At 66.2% G+C, this 18,048-nt stretch carries 17 protein-coding genes; 11 read left to right on the top strand and 6 right to left on the bottom strand.

All coding sequences use genetic code 11. The features are described 5' to 3' along the window. The 11 genes from ACQY7X_RS17780 to ACQY7X_RS17730 are packed head-to-tail and all read left to right on the top strand — an operon-like array spanning window position 1 to window position 14,406. Window positions 1-2,004: a hypothetical protein gene (locus tag ACQY7X_RS17780; protein ID WP_428246750.1), complete on the top strand. Its 2,004-nt coding sequence runs from the start codon at window positions 1-3 to the stop codon at window positions 2,002-2,004. Continuing rightward, entirely contained in the window at window positions 1,997-2,743 is a 747-nt protein-coding gene (locus tag ACQY7X_RS17775; RefSeq protein WP_428246749.1) for a hypothetical protein, read from the top strand. Before ACQY7X_RS17780 ends, ACQY7X_RS17775 begins: the two co-directional genes overlap by 8 nt. Then, a complete protein-coding gene (locus ACQY7X_RS17770) occupies window positions 2,743-5,061 on the top strand; it encodes a hypothetical protein (protein WP_428246748.1) in 2,319 nt (772 codons plus the stop codon). The genes ACQY7X_RS17775 and ACQY7X_RS17770 overlap by 1 nt, the downstream gene beginning before the upstream one ends. Beyond that, complete coding sequence (locus ACQY7X_RS17765) at window positions 5,061-9,959, top strand: hypothetical protein (protein ID WP_428246747.1); 4,899 nt, start codon at window positions 5,061-5,063, stop codon at window positions 9,957-9,959. The genes ACQY7X_RS17770 and ACQY7X_RS17765 overlap by 1 nt, the downstream gene beginning before the upstream one ends. Next, complete coding sequence (locus ACQY7X_RS17760) at window positions 9,956-10,996, top strand: hypothetical protein (protein ID WP_428246746.1); 1,041 nt, start codon at window positions 9,956-9,958, stop codon at window positions 10,994-10,996. Before ACQY7X_RS17765 ends, ACQY7X_RS17760 begins: the two co-directional genes overlap by 4 nt. Window positions 10,997-11,005: 9 nt before the next feature. After that, window positions 11,006-12,229: a phage head spike fiber domain-containing protein gene (locus ACQY7X_RS17755; RefSeq protein WP_428246745.1), complete on the top strand. Its 1,224-nt coding sequence runs from the start codon at window positions 11,006-11,008 to the stop codon at window positions 12,227-12,229. 13 nt (window positions 12,230-12,242) lie between these two features. Continuing rightward, the gene (locus tag ACQY7X_RS17750) at window positions 12,243-12,539 is read left to right on the top strand and encodes a hypothetical protein (RefSeq protein ID WP_428246744.1); all 297 of its coding nucleotides are present in this window, start codon (window positions 12,243-12,245) and stop codon (window positions 12,537-12,539) included. A gap of 3 nt (window positions 12,540-12,542) precedes the next feature. Next, window positions 12,543-13,154 carry a hypothetical protein gene (locus tag ACQY7X_RS17745; RefSeq protein WP_428246743.1) on the top strand — a complete coding sequence of 204 codons (612 nt, stop codon included), beginning with the start codon at window positions 12,543-12,545 and terminating at the stop codon, window positions 13,152-13,154. Next, window positions 13,151-13,435 (top strand): DUF6127 family protein, encoded by a 285-nt coding sequence (locus tag ACQY7X_RS17740; RefSeq protein WP_428246742.1) that lies wholly within the window; start codon window positions 13,151-13,153, stop codon window positions 13,433-13,435. Before ACQY7X_RS17745 ends, ACQY7X_RS17740 begins: the two co-directional genes overlap by 4 nt. A gap of 3 nt (window positions 13,436-13,438) precedes the next feature. Then, window positions 13,439-13,957, top strand: a complete 519-nt coding sequence (locus ACQY7X_RS17735; protein WP_428246741.1) for a hypothetical protein — start codon at window positions 13,439-13,441, stop codon at window positions 13,955-13,957. A gap of 5 nt (window positions 13,958-13,962) precedes the next feature. After that, a complete protein-coding gene (locus ACQY7X_RS17730) occupies window positions 13,963-14,406 on the top strand; it encodes a lysozyme (RefSeq protein ID WP_428246740.1) in 444 nt (147 codons plus the stop codon). Here the strand turns inward: ACQY7X_RS17730 and ACQY7X_RS17725 are convergent. The 6 genes from ACQY7X_RS17725 to ACQY7X_RS17700 are packed head-to-tail and all read right to left on the bottom strand — an operon-like array spanning window position 14,403 to window position 17,943. Beyond that, the gene (locus ACQY7X_RS17725) at window positions 14,403-14,933 is read right to left on the bottom strand and encodes a hypothetical protein (protein WP_428246739.1); all 531 of its coding nucleotides are present in this window, start codon (window positions 14,931-14,933) and stop codon (window positions 14,403-14,405) included. The two genes, ACQY7X_RS17730 and ACQY7X_RS17725, sit on opposite strands and share 4 nt — an antisense overlap. A 59-nt stretch (window positions 14,934-14,992) precedes the next feature. Then, window positions 14,993-15,490, bottom strand: a complete 498-nt coding sequence (locus ACQY7X_RS17720; protein WP_428246738.1) for a YbaK/EbsC family protein — start codon at window positions 15,488-15,490, stop codon at window positions 14,993-14,995. Further along, on the bottom strand, window positions 15,481-16,128 hold the full coding sequence (locus ACQY7X_RS17715; protein WP_428246737.1) for a 2-hydroxychromene-2-carboxylate isomerase: 648 nt from the start codon (window positions 16,126-16,128) through the stop codon (window positions 15,481-15,483). The genes ACQY7X_RS17720 and ACQY7X_RS17715 overlap by 10 nt, the downstream gene beginning before the upstream one ends. 24 nt (window positions 16,129-16,152) lie before the next feature. Further along, window positions 16,153-16,779, bottom strand: coding sequence for a glutathione binding-like protein (locus tag ACQY7X_RS17710; protein ID WP_428246736.1), 627 nt, complete (start codon window positions 16,777-16,779; stop codon window positions 16,153-16,155). A gap of 10 nt (window positions 16,780-16,789) precedes the next feature. Next, window positions 16,790-17,218 (bottom strand): GNAT family N-acetyltransferase, encoded by a 429-nt coding sequence (locus ACQY7X_RS17705; RefSeq protein WP_428246735.1) that lies wholly within the window; start codon window positions 17,216-17,218, stop codon window positions 16,790-16,792. Then, a complete protein-coding gene (locus ACQY7X_RS17700; protein WP_428246734.1) occupies window positions 17,218-17,943 on the bottom strand; it encodes a glutathione binding-like protein in 726 nt (241 codons plus the stop codon). Before ACQY7X_RS17700 ends, ACQY7X_RS17705 begins: the two co-directional genes overlap by 1 nt. Window positions 17,944-18,048 lie beyond the last annotated feature (105 nt).

The following is an 18,048-nucleotide window of genomic DNA, read 5'->3' as shown; positions in this document are numbered from 1 at the left end:
GTGGGCAAGGCCACCATCATCAACAACGTCTGGTCGCGGGGCGCGGTCGATCCTGGTCTGCATGGCCGCGATGACTTGGATCTGTATGCCAAGGGCGCGGCGTCGATTGAGAACCTGGAAAGCCGCACCCATGGCGGCCTGGCGCTGCGGCCTGGCCTGACTTACGCGGCAGATCTGGCGGCCGCCGGTACGCCGCACCGTTTGCGCCGCTTCATCTTCGATCCCGACCGGCTCAACCCGGTGGCCTATCTGATGGTGTTCACGCCGAACGAGTGCCGTGTGTTCAAGGGTGCGGTCTTGGTCGCGCACCTCACCGGCCTGCCCTGGGGTGCTGCCGAACTGCCTGAAATCGACCTCGCCTCGGGTCTCGATACGCTGCTGATCGTGCATCCGTCGATGAAGCCGAAGCGGCTGCTGCGGCTTGGCCGCGATGATGCCTGGACAGCCGAGGATGTGGCGCTGACCAATATCCCGACATTCGAGTTTGGCCGGCGCTTCCCGAAGCGCGGTATCACGCTATCGGACGCCACGGTTGGTGCCGGCCGCACCGTCACCGTTGACGCCGATTGGTTCGAGGCGGGTGATGTCGGCGCCACCATCGGCGCCGATGCTGGCCGCGCCACGATCACGGCTTATGTCTCGCCAACCCAGGTCACGGCCTCGGTTACGGTGGCCTTCGCGGCGCCGACTTTCGCTTCGGGCTATTGGTGGTTTGACCGCAGCACTATTTCCGATCCGGCCGGCCGCAAGGAGCTGGTCTGGAGTGAGCGGCGCGGCTGGCCGGCTGCGGTCGGTTTCCATGACGGCCGGACCTATTTCGGCGGCGCCGTCGAACGGCGCGGTACGGCAAACGGCTCCAAGAGCGGCGAGTATTTCAATTTCGGCGTTTCCGCCGAACCGCTGGACGATGAGGCGGTTGAGGCGACCTTGACCGAGGGCAGCAATGCCGGCATCCGGCGGTTCTATTCGCTCGGCCGCCTGTTCATCCTCTCCAGCGATGGCGTCTATGTCTGCCCGGATCGCGTCATCACGCCGGGCGATTTCCTGCCTAGTCGGCATAACGAGGTGGCGGCCTCGCCCATCGATCCGGTCGAAGTCGAGGGCGCTCCGGTGATGATCGGTGGTGGTGAGGGCGAACAGCGCGAAAGCGCCTATGAGCTGATCTTCGACGACAAGTCGGAACGTTATCTGGCGAATGACCTGGCCGTGTTGTCGCCGTTTCTGATCCGGCCGCCGCTACGCGATATGGCCTATTGCGTCGGGCCGAGCCAGAAAGCGGTCAATCACCTGATCCTGGTGAATGGCGGCGATGGCAGCCTAGCGGTGTTGAATACCCGCCGTGCGCAGCAAATCGCGGCCTGGTGTTTGTACCGAACGGTTGGCGGTGCCTTCACCGCGTCGGCGGCCGTCTCGGGCCGCATCTGGGTTGCGGTCGAGCGCCAAGGCCGGCTGCTGCTGGAATATTTCGATCCGGCCGCCGCGCATGATGGCGCCGTGTCCTTCGCTTCAGAAACACCGCTGGGCTCGGTCACGGTGCCGGCGCATCTGCGCGAAGTTGAAATCGGTGTGCATGTCCAGTCGGAAGCCGGTTGGCGCCATATCGGCTTTTCCACCCCTGGCGCTGATGGCGTGCTTGATCTGCCCGATGGCGTTACGCAGGCCCGAATGGGTCGGCCTATTGAATGGAAGCTGGAGCCGCTGGAGCCGGCCTTCCGCGACGATAGCGGCGCGGGCCTTCAGGGCCGGCAGTATCGCGTGCTGCGGCTGCTGGTGCGGGTGAATGGCACGGGCGAACTGGATGTGGATGGGGTGCCGCTGGTTCTGCCGCGCTTCGGTGGCCTTCTGGACGCTGCCGTGCCTCTTGTCACCGGCACGCTGGAGCGGCGCTTTGTTGGCTGGCGGCGCGGCGGCGATGGCTTGCCGGCCACCGGTATCCTGACTGGCCGGCGCGGCTTGCCAGTGGAAATCCTGGCGATGCAGCGCGAGGTGGTGGCTTATGGGTAGCAGCGCGAAAATCCTCGTCCCGGCAATTGGCCTCGGTATCCTCGCCATCGCAACGGGCGGCTTCGGTTTGGCCGGCGCTGGCGCCGCTGCTGGCGCTGGTGCCGGCACGGCGGGCGCTGGCGCTGCCGGCGCGGGCCTGGCTGGTGCCGAGCTGGCGGGCGCGGCGGCCGGTGCCGCCGCCACGGAAACTGTGGCCGGCGGTGCGCTGGCTGCGGATGCGCTCGGCCAGGCGGCTGCCGGTGCCACCACGGCCTTTGGCACTGGTCCTGCCAATCCCTCTATGTGGTCGCAGTTTCTCTCTTGGTCAGGGCTTAGCTCGAAACAGGCTATCGGCCTGGGCTTCTCCGGTGTCAGTTCGGCCTATAGCTCGGTGAGTGGTGCGCGCGGCGCCAGCATGGCGGAAGGCCAGGCCAAATATGAGCGCGGCATGATCGAGCGCCAGGCGCTCTCCGAGGATATCGAAGCCGAGCGCGAACTGGGCCGGGCGCTGGCGGCGCAGAACGCCATCTATCATGCCGGCGGCGTCGATCCAGGCAGTGGCTCGGCCCTGGCTGTTGCCGAGGGTGCCATGGCGCGCACGTCCAGCATGGCGCGGTTGCGCCAGGACAACGCCGATCTGGGCATGGCACAGGCACTGCTCGGCGCGCGCGACGCCCGTCGCCGCCGCGCCCTGGCGCCGGTGGGTGGCCTGGTCGGTTTTGGCGCCAGCCTCGGCCAAGCCTATCTGGGGCGCGGCTGATGGCCGGCCTGCTGCCGCGTTCTGGCCGTAGCAGCGAGTTGCTGCCGCGCCGCATCGGTTCGGCGCTCTCGCCGTTCTCGCGCGCCCGCACGCTGGACGATTTCGGCGAAAGCCTGGGGCTGGTGGCGCAGCGCCTGATCGAGCTGGGCGGTCAGGAGCGCGATCAACTGGAGCGCCAGCAAGCCGAGGGCGCGGGTGTGGCGGAGGGCCTGGCGGCCGGCAATGAAGGCCGCGCGCCGGTTCTGCGGCAAAGCCAGGCAGCATCGGACCTCGCCTTCAACAAGGCGGTAGGAACCGCCTATTTCACCCGGCGCCAGCTTGATATCGATGTCGGCGTGGCGGGTGCGGTCGAACAGTTCGCCAAGCCCCAGGCGGCCGATCTGGGCGGCTATGATGCGGCGCTGTCCGACCTGCGCGGTCGCATGATGGCGGTGGTGCCGCCGGCCATCGCACCCGACTTCCAGGTCTACTTTGACCGACAGGCGCAAATCGGCAGGCTGAAAGTGGCGCACGCCGTGCGCGGCGATGCCGAGGCGCGGGCCAATGCCACGCATCTGGAGGCGTTCTCATTGGCTGCTGACGAAGCGGCTGGTGCCTGGCGTGCGGGCAACCTGGCGCAAGCCGAGGCGGCTGATCTCAAGGCGCGGATCGCGCTGGACGCGCGTTCGGATTTAACGCCCCAGGCCAAGGCTGAACTGGCGCTGAAGCTCCAGGATGCCGGGCGGCGGCAGCTCGTGCTTGGCGGTTTTGATAAGGCCAAGGCCAAGGGTCTGGCGTCGGCGGAGGCGTATGCCGAAATGGTCCGGGGTCGCGATGACCTTGACCCGACCATGCGAAATCAGGCCGCCGATTGGATGCAGGCGCATCTGACCGATCTGCGCCGCCAGCGGCGCGAACAGGATGCCGAGGCGAAAGCCGGGGCGGAGGAAGGCCGGCAACGCTGGCTGTCGGATTTCACCCTGGCTTTCGGCAAGGGTGAGCGCGGCGCGGGCGATATCGAGCAAGCCTATCAGGATGGCCGGCTTAAGCCGCAGGAGCGCACGCATTTCCACCAGGAGCTTGATCGGATCGCCGCTGGCCGGGAAAAGGTCGAGGCGACTTTCCGCGATCAGCAGGCCAAGGCTGATCGCGATGCCTTCCATTCGGATCTGAAACTGGCGGTGGAAGCTGGTGAGGCTGGATCGGTCGATGTCGATAACGCCTATGCGCGCGGACTGTTGACGCCCGAGCAACGAACCGAACTGCGGCTGAAGGCAGACAAAGGCGAGCGCGGCGTTGCGCGGGTGCATCAAGCCTGGCTGGCGCAGATGCCGCTCGATCCCAAATCGGCGGAGGATCGCCAGGCGGTTGATCGTCATTTCCAGTCGGCCCAGACCAAACTCTGGGCCGATCTGCCGGCGCCGATCCGGGCGGCGCGCGAAGTGGATTACGCCACGCAGATTGGCCTGGTGCCGCCGGCGCTGGCTTCGCGCTGGCGGGTCGAGTTGCGCACCACTGATCCTGACCGCGTGGCGGCGGCGGCGGGACAGGTCATGGCGCTGGAGGCGCGCAATCCGGCTTTGCTGAATGATCTGCCGCGCGAGGATGTGGACCTGGCGGGTCCGGTGATGGAGCGGCTGCGGCTGGGCCTGGAGCCGCGTGCTGCGGCTGTCGCGGCCCTGAAGGCGCGCGAAGTGCCGGCGGCTGAAGCCAAGGCGCGGCTGGAGCGCCTGAAGGATGAGCCGGACGCGGATCGCCGCAAATGGCTGGAGGGTGAGTTGACCGGCGGCGTGATGACGCGCTGGGCCACAGGCAAGCCCGGCGATGTGACGGACGGTCTGTTCGGCGATTTCAATGCTGCGTATCAGCAGGAATTCGCTGCCCAAGGTGATGCGGAAGTGGCCAAGCGCCTGGCGCTGGCGCGGGTCAGGCGCATCTGGGCGGTGACGGAAGCCGATGGCGGCGGCCGGCGGTGGATGCGGTTTGCGCCGGAGGCGGTCTATGGCAGTGAGCATGGTGTCGAGTGGTATGGCGAACAGCTGCGCGATGATCTGAAGGCGATCAACGCGGCGCCGGCTGAAGGCCAGAAGCTGCGGCTGGAGGCTGATCCGCTCTCGGCGCAAGAGCTGGGCGGTATGGCGCGGCCGGCTTATCGCGTGTTGCGGTTGGAGGCTGATGGTGCCTGGGCGCCGCTGCTCGATGCCGAGGGGCAGTATCTGCGCTGGCGCCCGGATTGGGAGCGCAGCGCGGCGCGCGAAAGGCTGGTGGCGCGTGCGCGGCAGGCGATTGAGCGGCGCCGCGAGCTGCTGAACGCGCCCCCGCTGGTGGTGGTGCCCTGATGCCCTGGCTGGACCGCGATAGCTTCACACCTGCGGCTGGCTATGGCCTGTTGCCGAAAGTGCCGGAGCCGAACTCGCCGGGTGCGATGCGTCTGCTCGCCGCAGCCTTCCGCCAGGACAATTCCATCGGCTCGATTGTGGCCGCCGCTGATCGCGGTGCCTTTGCCGCCGGCTCTCCGGCTGATCCTGATTTCGACCCGCTCGCGGGCCTGGATGACCGCTATCTGCATCACGCGGGCCGCTTCGCCGATGCCACATCTGCTGATGATGTGCAGCGGGTCAAGTCGCGGATCGATGCCGAAACGGCGGACCGGCGGCTGCTGGCGGGTGCCGGCATGTCCGGGCTGGCGGCGCAGTTCACCGCCGGCCTGCTCGATCCGATCAACTTCATTCCGGTGGGCGGCACCATCTATCGTGGTGGCCGGCTCGGCACCACGGCTCTGGCCTCGGCGCTTTCGGTCGGTGCGGCCGGCGCGGTTGGCGCTGCCGGTGCCGAGCTTGCTTTGCAGGCAACGCAGCTTACCCGCTCCTGGAGCGAGAGCGCGGAGTCTGTCGGCTTTGGCGCGGTGTTCGCGGGTGTGCTGGGCGGCTCTGCTTCGGTGGCCTTCCGGGGCTTCGGCGCGGCGCGGGGTATGGCTGGTGCATCCTTGCGCGAAGTCGCTGCCGGTGCTGAAGCCGAGACGCGGCGCGCGGTGCAGCCTCGGCCGGATGGCCTGGTCGATCCGGTAGCGGAGCCTCATAGCGTTCCGGTGACGGAAGCTGAATTGCGCGCGGACCTGGATCAGTCGCTGGCGCGGCTGAACGCCCGCCAAGTGCCGGATGATCCGGCGTTGCGGTATCGCCAGGTCGGTAATCGTGACTATGTGGCCTTCGATGACGGCAGCACTGATTTCGGTGCCATCGATCAGCGGGTGGCGCTGGGTGCCGGCGTCGAGCCGGGGCCGATCCGCTTGCCGCGCGGCGATATGGCGCATGGCGAGGCGCATATCTGGCGCGAGGGCCGCAGCGATCAGCTGCGCCGCGCCGGTTATGACGATGCGGCCGGCTTCGTTGAAACGGTGGCGCAGCGGTTCTCGGAAATCTGGCGCGCTGATGATGGCTCGCTGTTGCTGGTGCAGCGGCGCGGCGGCCATGCCGAAACCATCTATGTTGGGCTTAACCGCTCGGCTGATGGCGCGGCCTGGGATGTAATCTCGGGCGGGGTGTTTCGCGACCGCTATCCTGCCGGCGGTGGGCGGGTAAAACTCTGGGAGGGGGAGCGAACCCCCCTCGCGGCTGCCAGCGGACCGGAGCCCTTTCGTGCCACCCCCGAAGTCGCGGCCGGCGGGGGCGATGTCAACGCGATGGGCCAGAGTTCAGCCAGCTTTACTCCCGGCGGCCTGGGCGGTCAAGGCGGTTCCCTGTCGGCGGCTTCGTCGTCGGATGGCCTGCTGGCGGAGAAATTGAAATCGGCCGCCGGTTTCGAGCGCGTGGTGGGCTTCGCTTCGCCCGGCCTGCGGCTGGCGACCGGCCCGAGCGTGAAGGCCCGCGCGCTGCTGCAAACCCTGGCGGAAACGCCTTGGACCTATGCCAAGAACGCCTACGGCATCGCGACGCAAACGGCGGTCGAAACCGCTGTGAAGATGTGGCAGGCCCCGCTCGGCTTCGCGCTGCGCGATCTGGATGCCCTGTGGCTGAAATCGCGCGGCCTGGAGGGGGGCTCGCGGCTGCGCACGGAGGTAGCCGACCTGGCGCGGCAGCCGGCTGGACTGACGCGGCGCCAGTTCATGGATGAGGTTGGCCGTGCCATGCGGCGCGGCGATCAGCATGACATTCCCGAGGTTACGGCTGCGGCCAAGCTGCTGCGGCAACAGGTATTCGAGCCGCTGAAAGAGGCGGCGATCAAGGCGGAGTTGCTGCCCGAGGATGTCAAGGTCGAGGATGCGGTGAGCTATCTCACCCGCGTCTACGATATCGAGCGCATGATCGCGCGAAAGCCGGAATTCATTCAGATCGTCGGCGATCATCTGGCGCGCGAACAGGAGCTTAAGGCGTCGATCCGTGGCGAGGTGATGGACCTGGCGCGCGAGCGCGACGATGCGCTGCGGCTGCTGGATCGCACGATTGCAAAGGTCGAGCGGCGCGATGCGCGGCTGGCGGAAACCCGTGCGAAAGCCGATGAGGCGCAGCGTGCGGCGGCGGTGGCCGTGCGGCGCGGCTTCGACCTGGGTGCGCGCCGCGACGCGGTGCAACGTGTCCGCCAGGACGCGGCCAATGCCGAAAAGCTGCCGGAGGCGCTGCGCGAGCCTGAAAAGCGCCCGGCCTCGCTGGCATCCTGGCTGCAACGCTCTGGAGGCTTGCGCGAGGAAGGCGGCGAACTGATCGCGGCCGGCGCCAATGGCCGGCCCGGGCTGGTCAATAACAAGTCCGGCAAGGCGCTGGATGATGCGGCTTTGCACGCCTGGGAGAACGGCTATTTCCCCGATCATGCCGAGCGCCCGAGTGTGAACGATTTCCTGGATGCGCTGCGCGATGACCTCTCGGGCGCCAAGCGGTATTCCGAACTGGATGCCGATGCGGTGGCGGCGCTGCGGCGCCATGATGATCTGTGGCAGCAGGTGGAAGCGGCCGGCCTCGATCCGCGCGGCCTGGATGACACAGGGTTGTACCTGGCGCTGGCGCGCGAGGATATGCGCGATGCAGCGCGCGCCATGGGCCTGGAGATGTCGGCGGCTGATGCCGAGCGGCTGTCGGCGCCGCTGGATGATCTGGGTGACGCGGCCTTGCCGGCGCTGAACGCGCGGCGTGATTTCTATGACTTCGCCAAGCTGGCGGCGATCAGCGAGGACGGCACGGCGGCGCTGCGGCCGGCGGCGGATCGGGTGGTTGAATTCCGCCGGGGGCGCGAATTGCTGGCAACCTATGAGCGCGAACTGGCGGCGTTGCCGGCGGAGAAGCTGACGGCAAAGGCAATCCGCCGCCGTGCCGATGCTGAACTGCGGCGGCTGAAGCTGCGCGGCAATGAGGCGGATTGGCAGGGCTCCAAGTTGCGGGGCCGCCTCGGGCAACTGGCTGACCGGCTGTCCGGCCTGGAGCATGACGTGGCGGGGCTCCAGGCGTTGCGCGATGAGCTGGGCGCGCGGCTGGAGGGCCTGTCTGATGCGCTGGACGATGCCGTGGCGCGCTGGCCGGGCAAGAGTGATACCCCGGCGCAGATCATCAAGGCCGATGTGGCGCGGGACCGTGCCGAGTTGGTGGATGTGGCCGAACAGATCTATGACCGCATCATCGGCGCCAAGGGTGGCCGCTCGGCCTATGAGCCGATGCCGGTCAATCGCCGGGTCGGCGATCCGAACGCACGCGGGCCGTTGCAGGCCCGTGCTTTCCATATCCCGGATGAGCTGATCGAACCGTTCCTGATTTCGGATGCCGATGTCATCGCCCGGCAGTATGTCCGCACCATGGCGCCTGATATCGAGTTGAAGAAAGCCCTGGGCAGTATCGACGGCGCTGACCGTATTGGCGAAGTCCGCGACGAGTTCAACCAGATGATGCGGGCGGCGCCAAACGAGGCGGCGCGTCGGCGCATTGAAGCTGCCTCGGCGGGCGCCGTGCGCGATCTGGAGGCGCTGATTGATAGGCTGCGCGGTACTTACGGCGCCCCGGCCGATCCGAACCATTGGGCTGTGCGCGGCTCGCGCGTGGTGCGCGATTGGAACTACCTGCGCATGATGGGCATGATGGCGACCAGCGCCATCCCCGATCTGGGCCGTCCGATCATGGTCTACGGCCTGGAGCGCGTGCTGGGCCAGGCGCTTCCGGCGCTGATCAGTGAGCCGGCGCGGTTCAAGCTGGCGGCCCGCGAGGCGCAATGGGCCGGTACGGCACTGGATATGGTGCTGGATAGCCGCGCGCTCAACCTTGCCGATATCGGCGATGACTATGGCCGCCTGACCAAGTTCGAGCGCGGTGTTAAAGCCATGGCGGATCGCTTCGGCGTGGTGGCGCTGATGGCGCCGTGGAACGCGGCGCTGAAGCAATTCACTGGCGCTGTCGCCAGCCAGCATCTGATCGACGGTGTGCGCGCCTGGGCCAAAGGTGCTGCTGATCCGGCGATGATCGAAAAGCTGGCGTCTGCCGGGATCAGCGAGGGCCATGCGCGCCTGATCGCCGATCAGCTGGCGCAACACGCCGATGATGGCGGCAAACTGACCTTGCCGCAGACCGAACGCTGGGATGACGCCTCGGCGGTGTTCGCTTTCCGCGCCGCGCTGCAAAAGGAAGTAGACCGGGTGATTGTCACGCCCGGTATCGCGGATCGGCCGCTGTGGATGTCGAGCGAGCTTGGCAAACTGGTTGGTCAGTTCAAGTCGTTCGGCTTTGCCTCGGCGCAGCGTGTGGCGGTGGCTGGACTGCAACAGCGCGACATGGCCGCCTTGAATGGACTGCTGCTGATGACTGGCCTCGGCATGATGACCTATGGCGTCCAGGGCGTGCTTGCCGGACGTGATCTATCCGACAAGCCGGCGGTGTGGCTGGCGGAAGGTATCGACAAGGCCGGCTGGACCGGCTGGCTCTACGATGCCAACAACGTGGTGGAAAAGTTCACCAGTGGCAATTTCGGCGTCCATGCCTTGGCCGGTGGCCCGCCCGCCACGCGCTATCAGAGTCGCAACGCTGTCGGCGCGCTGCTGGGGCCGACTGCTGGCACGGTGGCGGATATTTTCGCGGTGGCGGGCGCCAGTGCCGATGCCGCCTGGCATGACAAGCGCGGTTGGACCTCTGCTGATAGCCGCGCGCTGCGGCGCCTGGTGCCGATGCAGAACCTGTTCTACCTCCGGCGCCTGCTCGATGCGGCGGAGCAAGGGGCGAACGATATGTTCGGCGTGCCGGCGCCGAAGAAAGGGGCGAAGCCGTGACCGTCAATGCCAATCCGCCGCGCGTGCAGTATATCGCTGATGGCGTTCAAACCGTGTTCGGTTTCGACTTCAGGGTCGAGGCTGGTGCCGATCTCAAGGTCTGGCTGGATGCCCTGCCGGCGGCCGGATTTTCGGTTGCCGGCCTGGGCAATCCAGCTGGCGGCAGCATCACTCTATCCCCAGCGCCAGCGCACGGCGTGCGCGTCACGCTACAGCGGGCCATGCCGGACCGTCGCGATACGGCCTTTGTCGAGGGGGCTGAATTCCGGGCGGTGGCGCTGAACCTGGAGCTAGACCGGGCGGTGCTGCTGCTACAGCAGGCGCGCGAAGTGGCTGCGCGGTCTTTGAGTGCCGCGCCGCATGACCAGGCCGCAAACCTTATCTTGCCGTCCGTGCCGGCTCGCGCCAACCGGCTGCTGCATTTCGATGCCGGCGGCAACGTCGCGGCTGATCTGCCGGACAATGACGGCATCGCATTGGCGGCGGCGGCGGCGGCGGAGAGTGCCGATGATGCTGCCGCCGCTTTGGTGGCTGCGGAAGCCGCCCAAGCCGCTGCCGAGGCGGCGCGCGATACCGCGCTGGCCTATACCGGCGGCCCGGTGCCGTTCGTGTTCGATGGCGGTGCCACCGGCTACACGCTGCCTGTTGCGCCGGCTTCGGCGGATGCCCTGCTGCTGTTTGTCGGTGGCGTGTTCCAGCGCCCGCCGGCCTATAGCGTGGCGGGTACGGCGCTGACAATCCCGGGTGGTGCGCCGGCCGGCTCGCGGCAGGTCATGGGCATCATCGGCGCTAAGGGCGTGGCGCTCGACGCCGAAGCCAAGTTCCAGCATCTCGCCTGGGAAATCTACCGGCTGGCTTTCGAGAAGCTGTCGCGCACCGATGCCGCCGCCACCTATATCGCGCTCGCCGGCACGGCCTCCTATGGCCGTGGCGCCCTGGCGCTGGCCGATGTGGTTGCCGCGCGCGCCTACATCGGCCTCGAAATCGGCATCGGCCCGAGCCAGCAAGCGCCGAACTGGGCAACCCTGAAAAGCTAGGAAAGCAGCATGATCTATCCCTCGCTCAACCTCGATGCCCGGCTGTATCTGAACGACAGCAACGGCAAGCCCAGCATCGCGACGTTCACCCGCGCCAGCGCGGCAACCTGCTTCGACGCTGTCGGGAAGCTGGTCAGTGCTTCCAGCGGCGTGCTGCGCCATGATTTCGACCCGCTGACGGGTGCCTATCTCGGCTGGCTGATTGAAGAGGCCCGCACCAACCTGCTGCTGCGCAGCGCCGAATTCGGCACGTCGTGGAATGTCATCTATGTCACCGTTGGCACCAATGCTGCTGTGGCGCCGGATGGCACCACGACAGCTGATAGCATCGTCGAGACTACCGATAATGGCGTCCACATCATCCACCAGGCCGCCGCCGGCACCGCCAGCAACCAGCACTCGCTGACGATCTATGCAAAGGCGATGGCCTCGGCGCGGCGCTTCATCCTGGATCTGGATGACAACGGCGGGAATGGCTGCCGCGCCACCTTCGATGTCAGCGCCGGCACCGTTGCCAGCGTCACCACCACGGGCAATGGCAGCACCCCGGTTGGCAGCATTACGCCTGTTGGTAACGGCTGGTATCGCTGCCGGATCAGCGGCATCCCGAATACCGGTGGTGGCGCCACGGTGCGCGGCATCGTCCGGCTGATCAATGGCGGCGGCAGTGACAGCTATGCCGGTGATGGCGCCAGCGGCGTATATCTCTGGGGCGGCCAGCTTGAAGCCGGCTCGATCCCGACCAGCTATATCGCGACGGCGGGCAGCCAGGTGACCCGCGCGGCCGACCTGCTCACCGTGGCCACGAGCGCCTTTGCCTATAACCAGGCCGAGGGAACCCTGTTGGTGCGGTTCGACGCGCCGGCAACGGCAGTCGTTCCCGCCGTGCTGTATGCCGACAACAATAACTTCGCGGCTTTCGATATCACCTCGCCCTACAAGGCGCGCGGTGTCGTCACCGCCGGCGGCAGCGGCGTGGCAACGCTGGCGGATGGCGTGTTCGCCGCCGGGGTGCAGACCGCCGCCGCGCTGGCCTACAAGCTCAATGACTTCGCCCTTTCGGTGAACGGGGCAACGCCCGTAACTGACGGTGCCGGCGCGGTGCCATCGGCGGCCTCGGCGCTGCATATCGGCGCCTTCAATGGCGCATCCATCATCAACGGCCATATCCGCCACATCGCCTATTTCCCGCGCCGCTTGGTCAATGCCGAGCTGCAAGATATCAGCCGCTAACGGAGGCCCCGCTGTGAAGCTCTATCTCCAAGCTGAAACCCGCGAGCAGGCCAAGGCGGCGCTGCCGGACTTCGTCGATGCCGGCGGCCGCTGGATCCGCGCCACCCATCAATGGGCGCTTGATCCCATCGGCCAGATCATGACCGCGGCGCCGGTTTACGATGGCGAGGGCAACGAGGTGACGCCGGCTGAATTCGGCACCGGCTGGCACGCGAATATCATGCTGCTGGATGAAAGCCTGCTGCCGGTGTTCCAAAGCACCGGCCTGCTGATCGATGCGCCGGCCACGCCTTATCGTGATTGGGCTTGAGCCATGGCCCTCGATCTGATCAATCCGAACCTGCTCGGCCTGGCTGATAGCCAGCGGGGCGATATCATGGTGCGTGGCGCCTCTGGCTGGCAGCGGCTGGCAAAGGGCGCGGCCGGGCAAGTGCTGGTGGCTGGCGCCGATGATCCGGCCTGGGCGTGGCGCGGCTGGGTGCAGCGCCAAGTGGCGATCTACGATCAGCGCCAGACCATCACCAGCGTTATCCCCGGAGATGACACGAAGCCGCAGATTTCCGAAGGCGTGGAAATTGCTGCGGTGAGCATCACACCCAAATCGGCGGCCTCGCTGCTGCGGGTGACGGCCTATATGCCGTTCATCCAGACTAGTTCGGGCACCGCTGCTACCGGCGTCCTGTCGATCTACCGCGATGCCATCGCCGATGCGCGCGCCACGGGCGTCTGCAATTTCCCTGGGCTGCACAACAATCACTGCCTGACCTTGCATGAGGAGGCGGCTGGCAGCACCGCCGCCACCAGCTTCTCTATGCGCTGGGGGACCGATCAGAATGTGGCCATGTACATCAACGGCCATAGCAGTTCGCGGCTGTTCGGCGGCGCGCTGCGCTGCCTGCTGATCGTCGATGAGTTCGCGGCATGAGCGGCCCGGTGTTGCCGGATACCGGCGTGCGGATCATTCATGTGGATGAACTGAAAGCGGCGCTAGAGCGTGCCGCCGAAATGGGTGCGCGGAAGGCGCTGGAGGGTGTCGGCCTGCATGATGCCGAAGCCGGCAAGGATGTGCGCGATCTGCGCGAACTGCTGGATGCCTGGCGCTCGGCGCGTTCCACGGTCTGGCGGACCATTCTCAAGGTGTCGACCACGGCGGCGCTGGTTGCCTTGGGCGCTGGCCTGGCGGTCAAGCTGAAAATCGGAGGGTGAGATATGGATATGCTTGGTGATATCGTCGGCTTCTTCGCCAATGGTGCCACGGGTGGTCTGATTGGCGGCCTGCTGCGCCTGGTGCCGGAAGTGCTGAAGCTGTTCCAGGCCAAGGGCGACCGCGCGCATGAGCTGGCGATGCGGAAGCTGGATGCCGAGATCGCCATGTCCGGGGGTGAGCAGCGTATCCGGGAAAAGGAAACCGAGGGCTGGTGGGCAGCCGAGGTCGAACGCGCCAAGGCCCTGGCGGCGGCGGTGGCGGCGCAAGGCAAGCGCACCGGTATCAGGTGGGTCGATGGTTTCAACGCTTTCACACGGCCCGGCATCACCTGGTATTTCGCCCTGCTGTTCGGCGCGGCCAAGATCGCCATCTTCGTTGTGGCGCTGAATGGTGGCAGCGGCGTGGCTAATGCCGTGCTGCTGCTGTGGACGCCGGCCGATACGCAAGCCTTCTTCGGTATCCTGGGCTTCTGGTTCGTCGGCCGCACTTTCGAGGCCAGTGCCACGGCGGGGCGCCGGTAGGCAGCATGGGCGTGCTGGTCGATCTGGTGAAGTATGCCGAGGGCTTTCATAAGCGCGTCCGCCATCGCCTGCCGGTGATGGCGGCGCCGTATCTCTGCCCTGCCGGCTATTGGACCATCGCCTGGGGTCATCTCTGCCGGCAGGATCAGCCGCTGGCCGATGAAGCCCAGGGCGAAGTCTGGCTCGATGGCGATCTGGCGCTGGCGCGTGCCGCCGTGCTGGGCCTGATCCGGCCGGCGCTCTCGGCTGGGCAGCTCGATGCGCTGACGAGCTGGACCTTCAACCTCGGCTCCGGCCGCCTGCGCGGCTCCACCATGCGGGCGCTGATCAACCGGGGTGACTTTGAGGCGGTGCCGGCGGAGCTGCGCAAATGGGTCTATGGCGGCGGGCAGCGCCTGCCTGGCCTGGTGGCCCGTCGCGAGGCGGAAGCCGCACTCTGGCTCTCCTAGCGCCGGCCGTTCTTGCGGCCCTGTATCGGCCCTGAAAGCGCCTCCAGGCGGCGCGGAATCTCCGCAGCATCATCATAGGCCCCGCCGAACGCGCCACCGATTGGCCCGGCCGGCGGCTGCCGGATCGGCCATAGCTCCAGTTCGCCATGCTTCGCGCCGCAGCGATTGCATTTCAGTTTGCGGCGGAGCCAGCGGATGGATTTCTCTGGGCCGCAATGCTCGGCGAGCGCCCGCATATCCAGCACCTGGACGTGGTGACAGCGGAAGCATTCAGCCTGAAAGCCGATGCTATGGCGGATCGCATCCGAGATGTAGCGCACAAGGTCCGGCATCGCCGGCATTAGAACCAAATAAGAACAATATTTGCAACAGGAGCGTATTCCTGGGTGGTGCGCGTTCAACAGGCCGACTAAATCCATACTGTTTTTGGGAGCGATTTGTTGAACGGCGCTTTGATCTAATTGGGCAGCAGTGGGTTTGCTAAACCGTTGTACAGGGTAAACCTGTACCGTGGGTTCGAATCCCATCCCCTCCGCCACTTTCCTTTTATTTTCAATAAACTGAGAGCCTGACCGCGCCTGGAATCTCAGGCGCTCGGCGCCAAATCTGCCACCGGCAACCCGCCGGTCCAGGCCAGCAATTCGGCATAGCTGAGCGGGAAAACCGCGTGGGGGTGGCCTGCCGCCGCATGGATCAGCTCGAATCGCGACAGCGAGGCATCAATCGCCATGGGCAGTTTGCCGGGATGGCCGAAGGGCGAAACGCCACCGATGGCGAAGCCGGTGGCTTCCCGCACCAGATCGGCAGAGGCGCGCTTCGGCGCCTTCTCCAGCCCCAAGGCGCGGCCAAGTGCTGCCGTGTCACACATCCGGTCGCCGGCCACCAGGGCCATCACCGCCTTGCCGCCAGAGTCGAATACCAGCGACTTGACGATGGCGCCGACCTCGCAGCCGAGACCCGCCGCTGCTTCAGCAGCAGTTCGTGCGCTGTCGGAAAGCGCGATGATGCGGCTGCCCGCACCCGGCGCATGGGTCTCCAGCGCCAGGCGCACCCGCTGTACGGAAGCGTTATCGTCTAGAGCCATGGCTTCTCGGCCCAGGTCAGCGCCTGTTCCAGGCGGTCATTGCCCCAGAATACTTCGCCGCCGGTGCCCTCGGCCCCGGCACCGACCACGAAGCTCGGCGCGCCGAACAGGCCGCCATTGATCGCGGTCTCGACCTGCTGGGTAAGTTGGATCTTCACCCGCTCGCCCTGCGCCTTGCGCAAGGCGGCATCGCCATCGCGGCCCAGGCTGGCGGCAAGCGCGTGCAGCACCTGCGGATCGGCAATGTCGCGGTCCTCGGCAAACGCCGCCGAGTAAGCGGCACGGATCAGGTCCCGCCCCCAGCCCTCTTCCAGCGCCACCAGGGTAAGCCGGGCCGCATTCAGGCCCATCGGCGGATAGCGTGTCGGCAAGGCCCAGGGGATGCCGTAGAGCGCGGCATGGCGGGCGACGTCGCGCCAGCGGTAGCCGCGCTCGGAGGGCGAGACATCCTGGAACGGGCTGGGATTGGCCGAACGGCGCTGGAAGATCGGGCCAAGCAGAAACGGCCGCCAGTCGATCTCGATAGCTTGGCCATTCTCGACAAGCGACGCCACCAGCCCCTCCACCCGCGACACCGCGAGATAGGAATAGGGACTGGCGTAATCGAACCAGACACTGAGCCTGAGCGGCGTTACCATGCCCTGCCCGCCTTGCTTCGCTGCTTACGGCACGTCGTAGCCGCGCTGCACCGCCGGGCGGGCAGCGATGGCGTCGAACCAGCGCTTCACATGCGGTAAATCCGCCAGGTCGATGCCATGCCATTCATGGCGCCCGGCCCAGGGATGGGTGGCCATGTCGGCGATCGAGTAGTCCTTGCCGGCAAGATACTCGTTCTTGCCGAGATGGCCGTTCAGCACACCATAGAGCCGCTTGGTCTCTGTGCTGAACCGGTCGATGGCGTAGGGCACCTTCTCCTTGGCGAAGCGGACGAAATGATGCGTCTGGCCCAGCATCGGGCCAAAGCCGCCCATCTGCCACATCAGCCATTGCAGCGCCTGGCCGCGCGCCCGGGCGTCCTGGGGCAGGAACTGACCGCTTTTTTCCGCCAGGTAGATCAGGATGGCGCCGGACTCGATCACTGCATAGGGTTCGCTGCCGTAAGCTGCCGGCGGCGCATGGTCGACGATGCAGGGGATCTTGTTGTTCGGATTCACGGCCAAGAAGTCCGGGGCGAATTGCTCGTCCTTGGTAATGTTTACCGGGAATACCTGATACTTGATGCCAGCTTCTTCCAGCATGATGGAAACCTTGCGGCCATTGGGTGTGCCCCAGGTGTAGAAGTCGATCACGGTGTTAATCCTATTTGAGATATTTCAGGAAGTGGAAGGCGGTGACAGCGTAACGCTGGCGGAAGTAGAAGCGGTGGGCATCGGTGCGCTGGGTGCCGGAATCGAGATCCACCACCTTGCGGCCTTCGGCCTTGGCCAGTGCCTCCACCCAATCCAGCATCACCGCGCCATAGCCCTTCGAGCGGACAGCATTCAGCGTGGCGAGATCATCGACATAGATCAGCGGGCCATGCACCAGGCGTTCCTGGCGGCGGAAACCGATACAGGCAACCGGCTTACCGGCTTCCTCGACATAGCCAAGCTGGAAACCCTCCTGCTCCTGGCGGCGAACGCGGTCAACGAGTTCAGCGGCATCCTTGAGATGCGGCCGCAGTTCATGGATCACCGGGAAGCAGGCGGCGATCTGGGCGTCGGTGGTGGCGAGCGTGACAGTAGGCATCAGTTCCTCACCCCAGCATCGCTTTGAGTGACAACCGCAGCGGTCTGGCCGAACAGGATCTTCTTGGCATCCTCGGTCATTGCCGGCACACCCTGGTTGATCGCCTTGCCCTTCTCATAGGCGATCTTGGTGGCCGGCCGCGCCCAGATGCTGTCGAACCAGCGCTTCAGATGCGGAAAATCGGCCAGCTTCTGGCCCTGGCGCTCATGCGGCACGATCCAGGGATAGGAGGCCATATCGGCAATCGTGTAGGCATCGCCGCAGATGAACGCGCGGCCCTCAAGCTGCTTGTTGAGAACGCCATACAAACGATTGGTTTCATTTATATAGCGGTTCATCGCATAGGGGATTTTCTCGGGCGCATATTGATTGAAATGGTGGTTCTGGCCGCACATCGGGCCAAGGCCGGCCATCTGCCAGAACAGCCATTCCGTGCAGGTAACCCGGCCGCGCAGGTCGGCGGGCAGGAACTTGCCGTATTTCTCCGCCAGGTATTGCAGGATGGCGCCGGACTCGAACACGGAAACCGCCGCGCCGCCATCGGCGGGCTGGTGATCGACAATCGCCGGCATGCGGTTGTTCGGCGCGATCTTCAGGAAGTCGGGCGCGAACTGCTCGCCCTTGCCGATATTGATAGGCTTGATCGTGTAGGGGATACCGGCTTCCTCCAGGAACAGGGTGACTTTGTGCCCGTTCGGGGTCGGCCAGTAATACAGATCAATCATCGTCTACTCCCTGGGATCTAGCTCGGGCCGGAGTGTGGGCGAAGCCGCCCAACCACGCAACCCGCACGCCCCTCCCGTATGGCCCAGTTAGGGCGCCAAGTGCTT

Origin of the sequence: Ferrovibrio sp. (assembly GCF_965278975.1) — a bacterium.
GTDB lineage: Bacteria > Pseudomonadota > Alphaproteobacteria > Ferrovibrionales > Ferrovibrionaceae > Ferrovibrio.
This window is presented reverse-complemented; position numbering and strand designations above follow the sequence as displayed.

Coding starts and splice junctions, on each gene's coding strand:
- ACQY7X_RS17775 (WP_428246749.1), top strand. CDS start 1,997: ATGGGTAGCAGCGCGAAAATCCTCGTCCCGGCAATTGGCCTCGGTATC.
- ACQY7X_RS17770 (WP_428246748.1), top strand. CDS start 2,743: ATGGCCGGCCTGCTGCCGCGTTCTGGCCGTAGCAGCGAGTTGCTGCCG.
- ACQY7X_RS17765 (WP_428246747.1), top strand. CDS start 5,061: ATGCCCTGGCTGGACCGCGATAGCTTCACACCTGCGGCTGGCTATGGC.
- ACQY7X_RS17755 (WP_428246745.1), top strand. CDS start 11,006: ATGATCTATCCCTCGCTCAACCTCGATGCCCGGCTGTATCTGAACGAC.
- ACQY7X_RS17745 (WP_428246743.1), top strand. CDS start 12,543: ATGGCCCTCGATCTGATCAATCCGAACCTGCTCGGCCTGGCTGATAGC.
- ACQY7X_RS17740 (WP_428246742.1), top strand. CDS start 13,151: ATGAGCGGCCCGGTGTTGCCGGATACCGGCGTGCGGATCATTCATGTG.
- ACQY7X_RS17735 (WP_428246741.1), top strand. CDS start 13,439: ATGGATATGCTTGGTGATATCGTCGGCTTCTTCGCCAATGGTGCCACG.
- ACQY7X_RS17730 (WP_428246740.1), top strand. CDS start 13,963: ATGGGCGTGCTGGTCGATCTGGTGAAGTATGCCGAGGGCTTTCATAAG.
- ACQY7X_RS17725 (WP_428246739.1), bottom strand. CDS start 14,933: ATGGGATTCGAACCCACGGTACAGGTTTACCCTGTACAACGGTTTAGC.
- ACQY7X_RS17720 (WP_428246738.1), bottom strand. CDS start 15,490: ATGGCTCTAGACGATAACGCTTCCGTACAGCGGGTGCGCCTGGCGCTG.
- ACQY7X_RS17715 (WP_428246737.1), bottom strand. CDS start 16,128: ATGGTAACGCCGCTCAGGCTCAGTGTCTGGTTCGATTACGCCAGTCCC.
- ACQY7X_RS17705 (WP_428246735.1), bottom strand. CDS start 17,218: ATGCCTACTGTCACGCTCGCCACCACCGACGCCCAGATCGCCGCCTGC.
- ACQY7X_RS17700 (WP_428246734.1), bottom strand. CDS start 17,943: ATGATTGATCTGTATTACTGGCCGACCCCGAACGGGCACAAAGTCACC.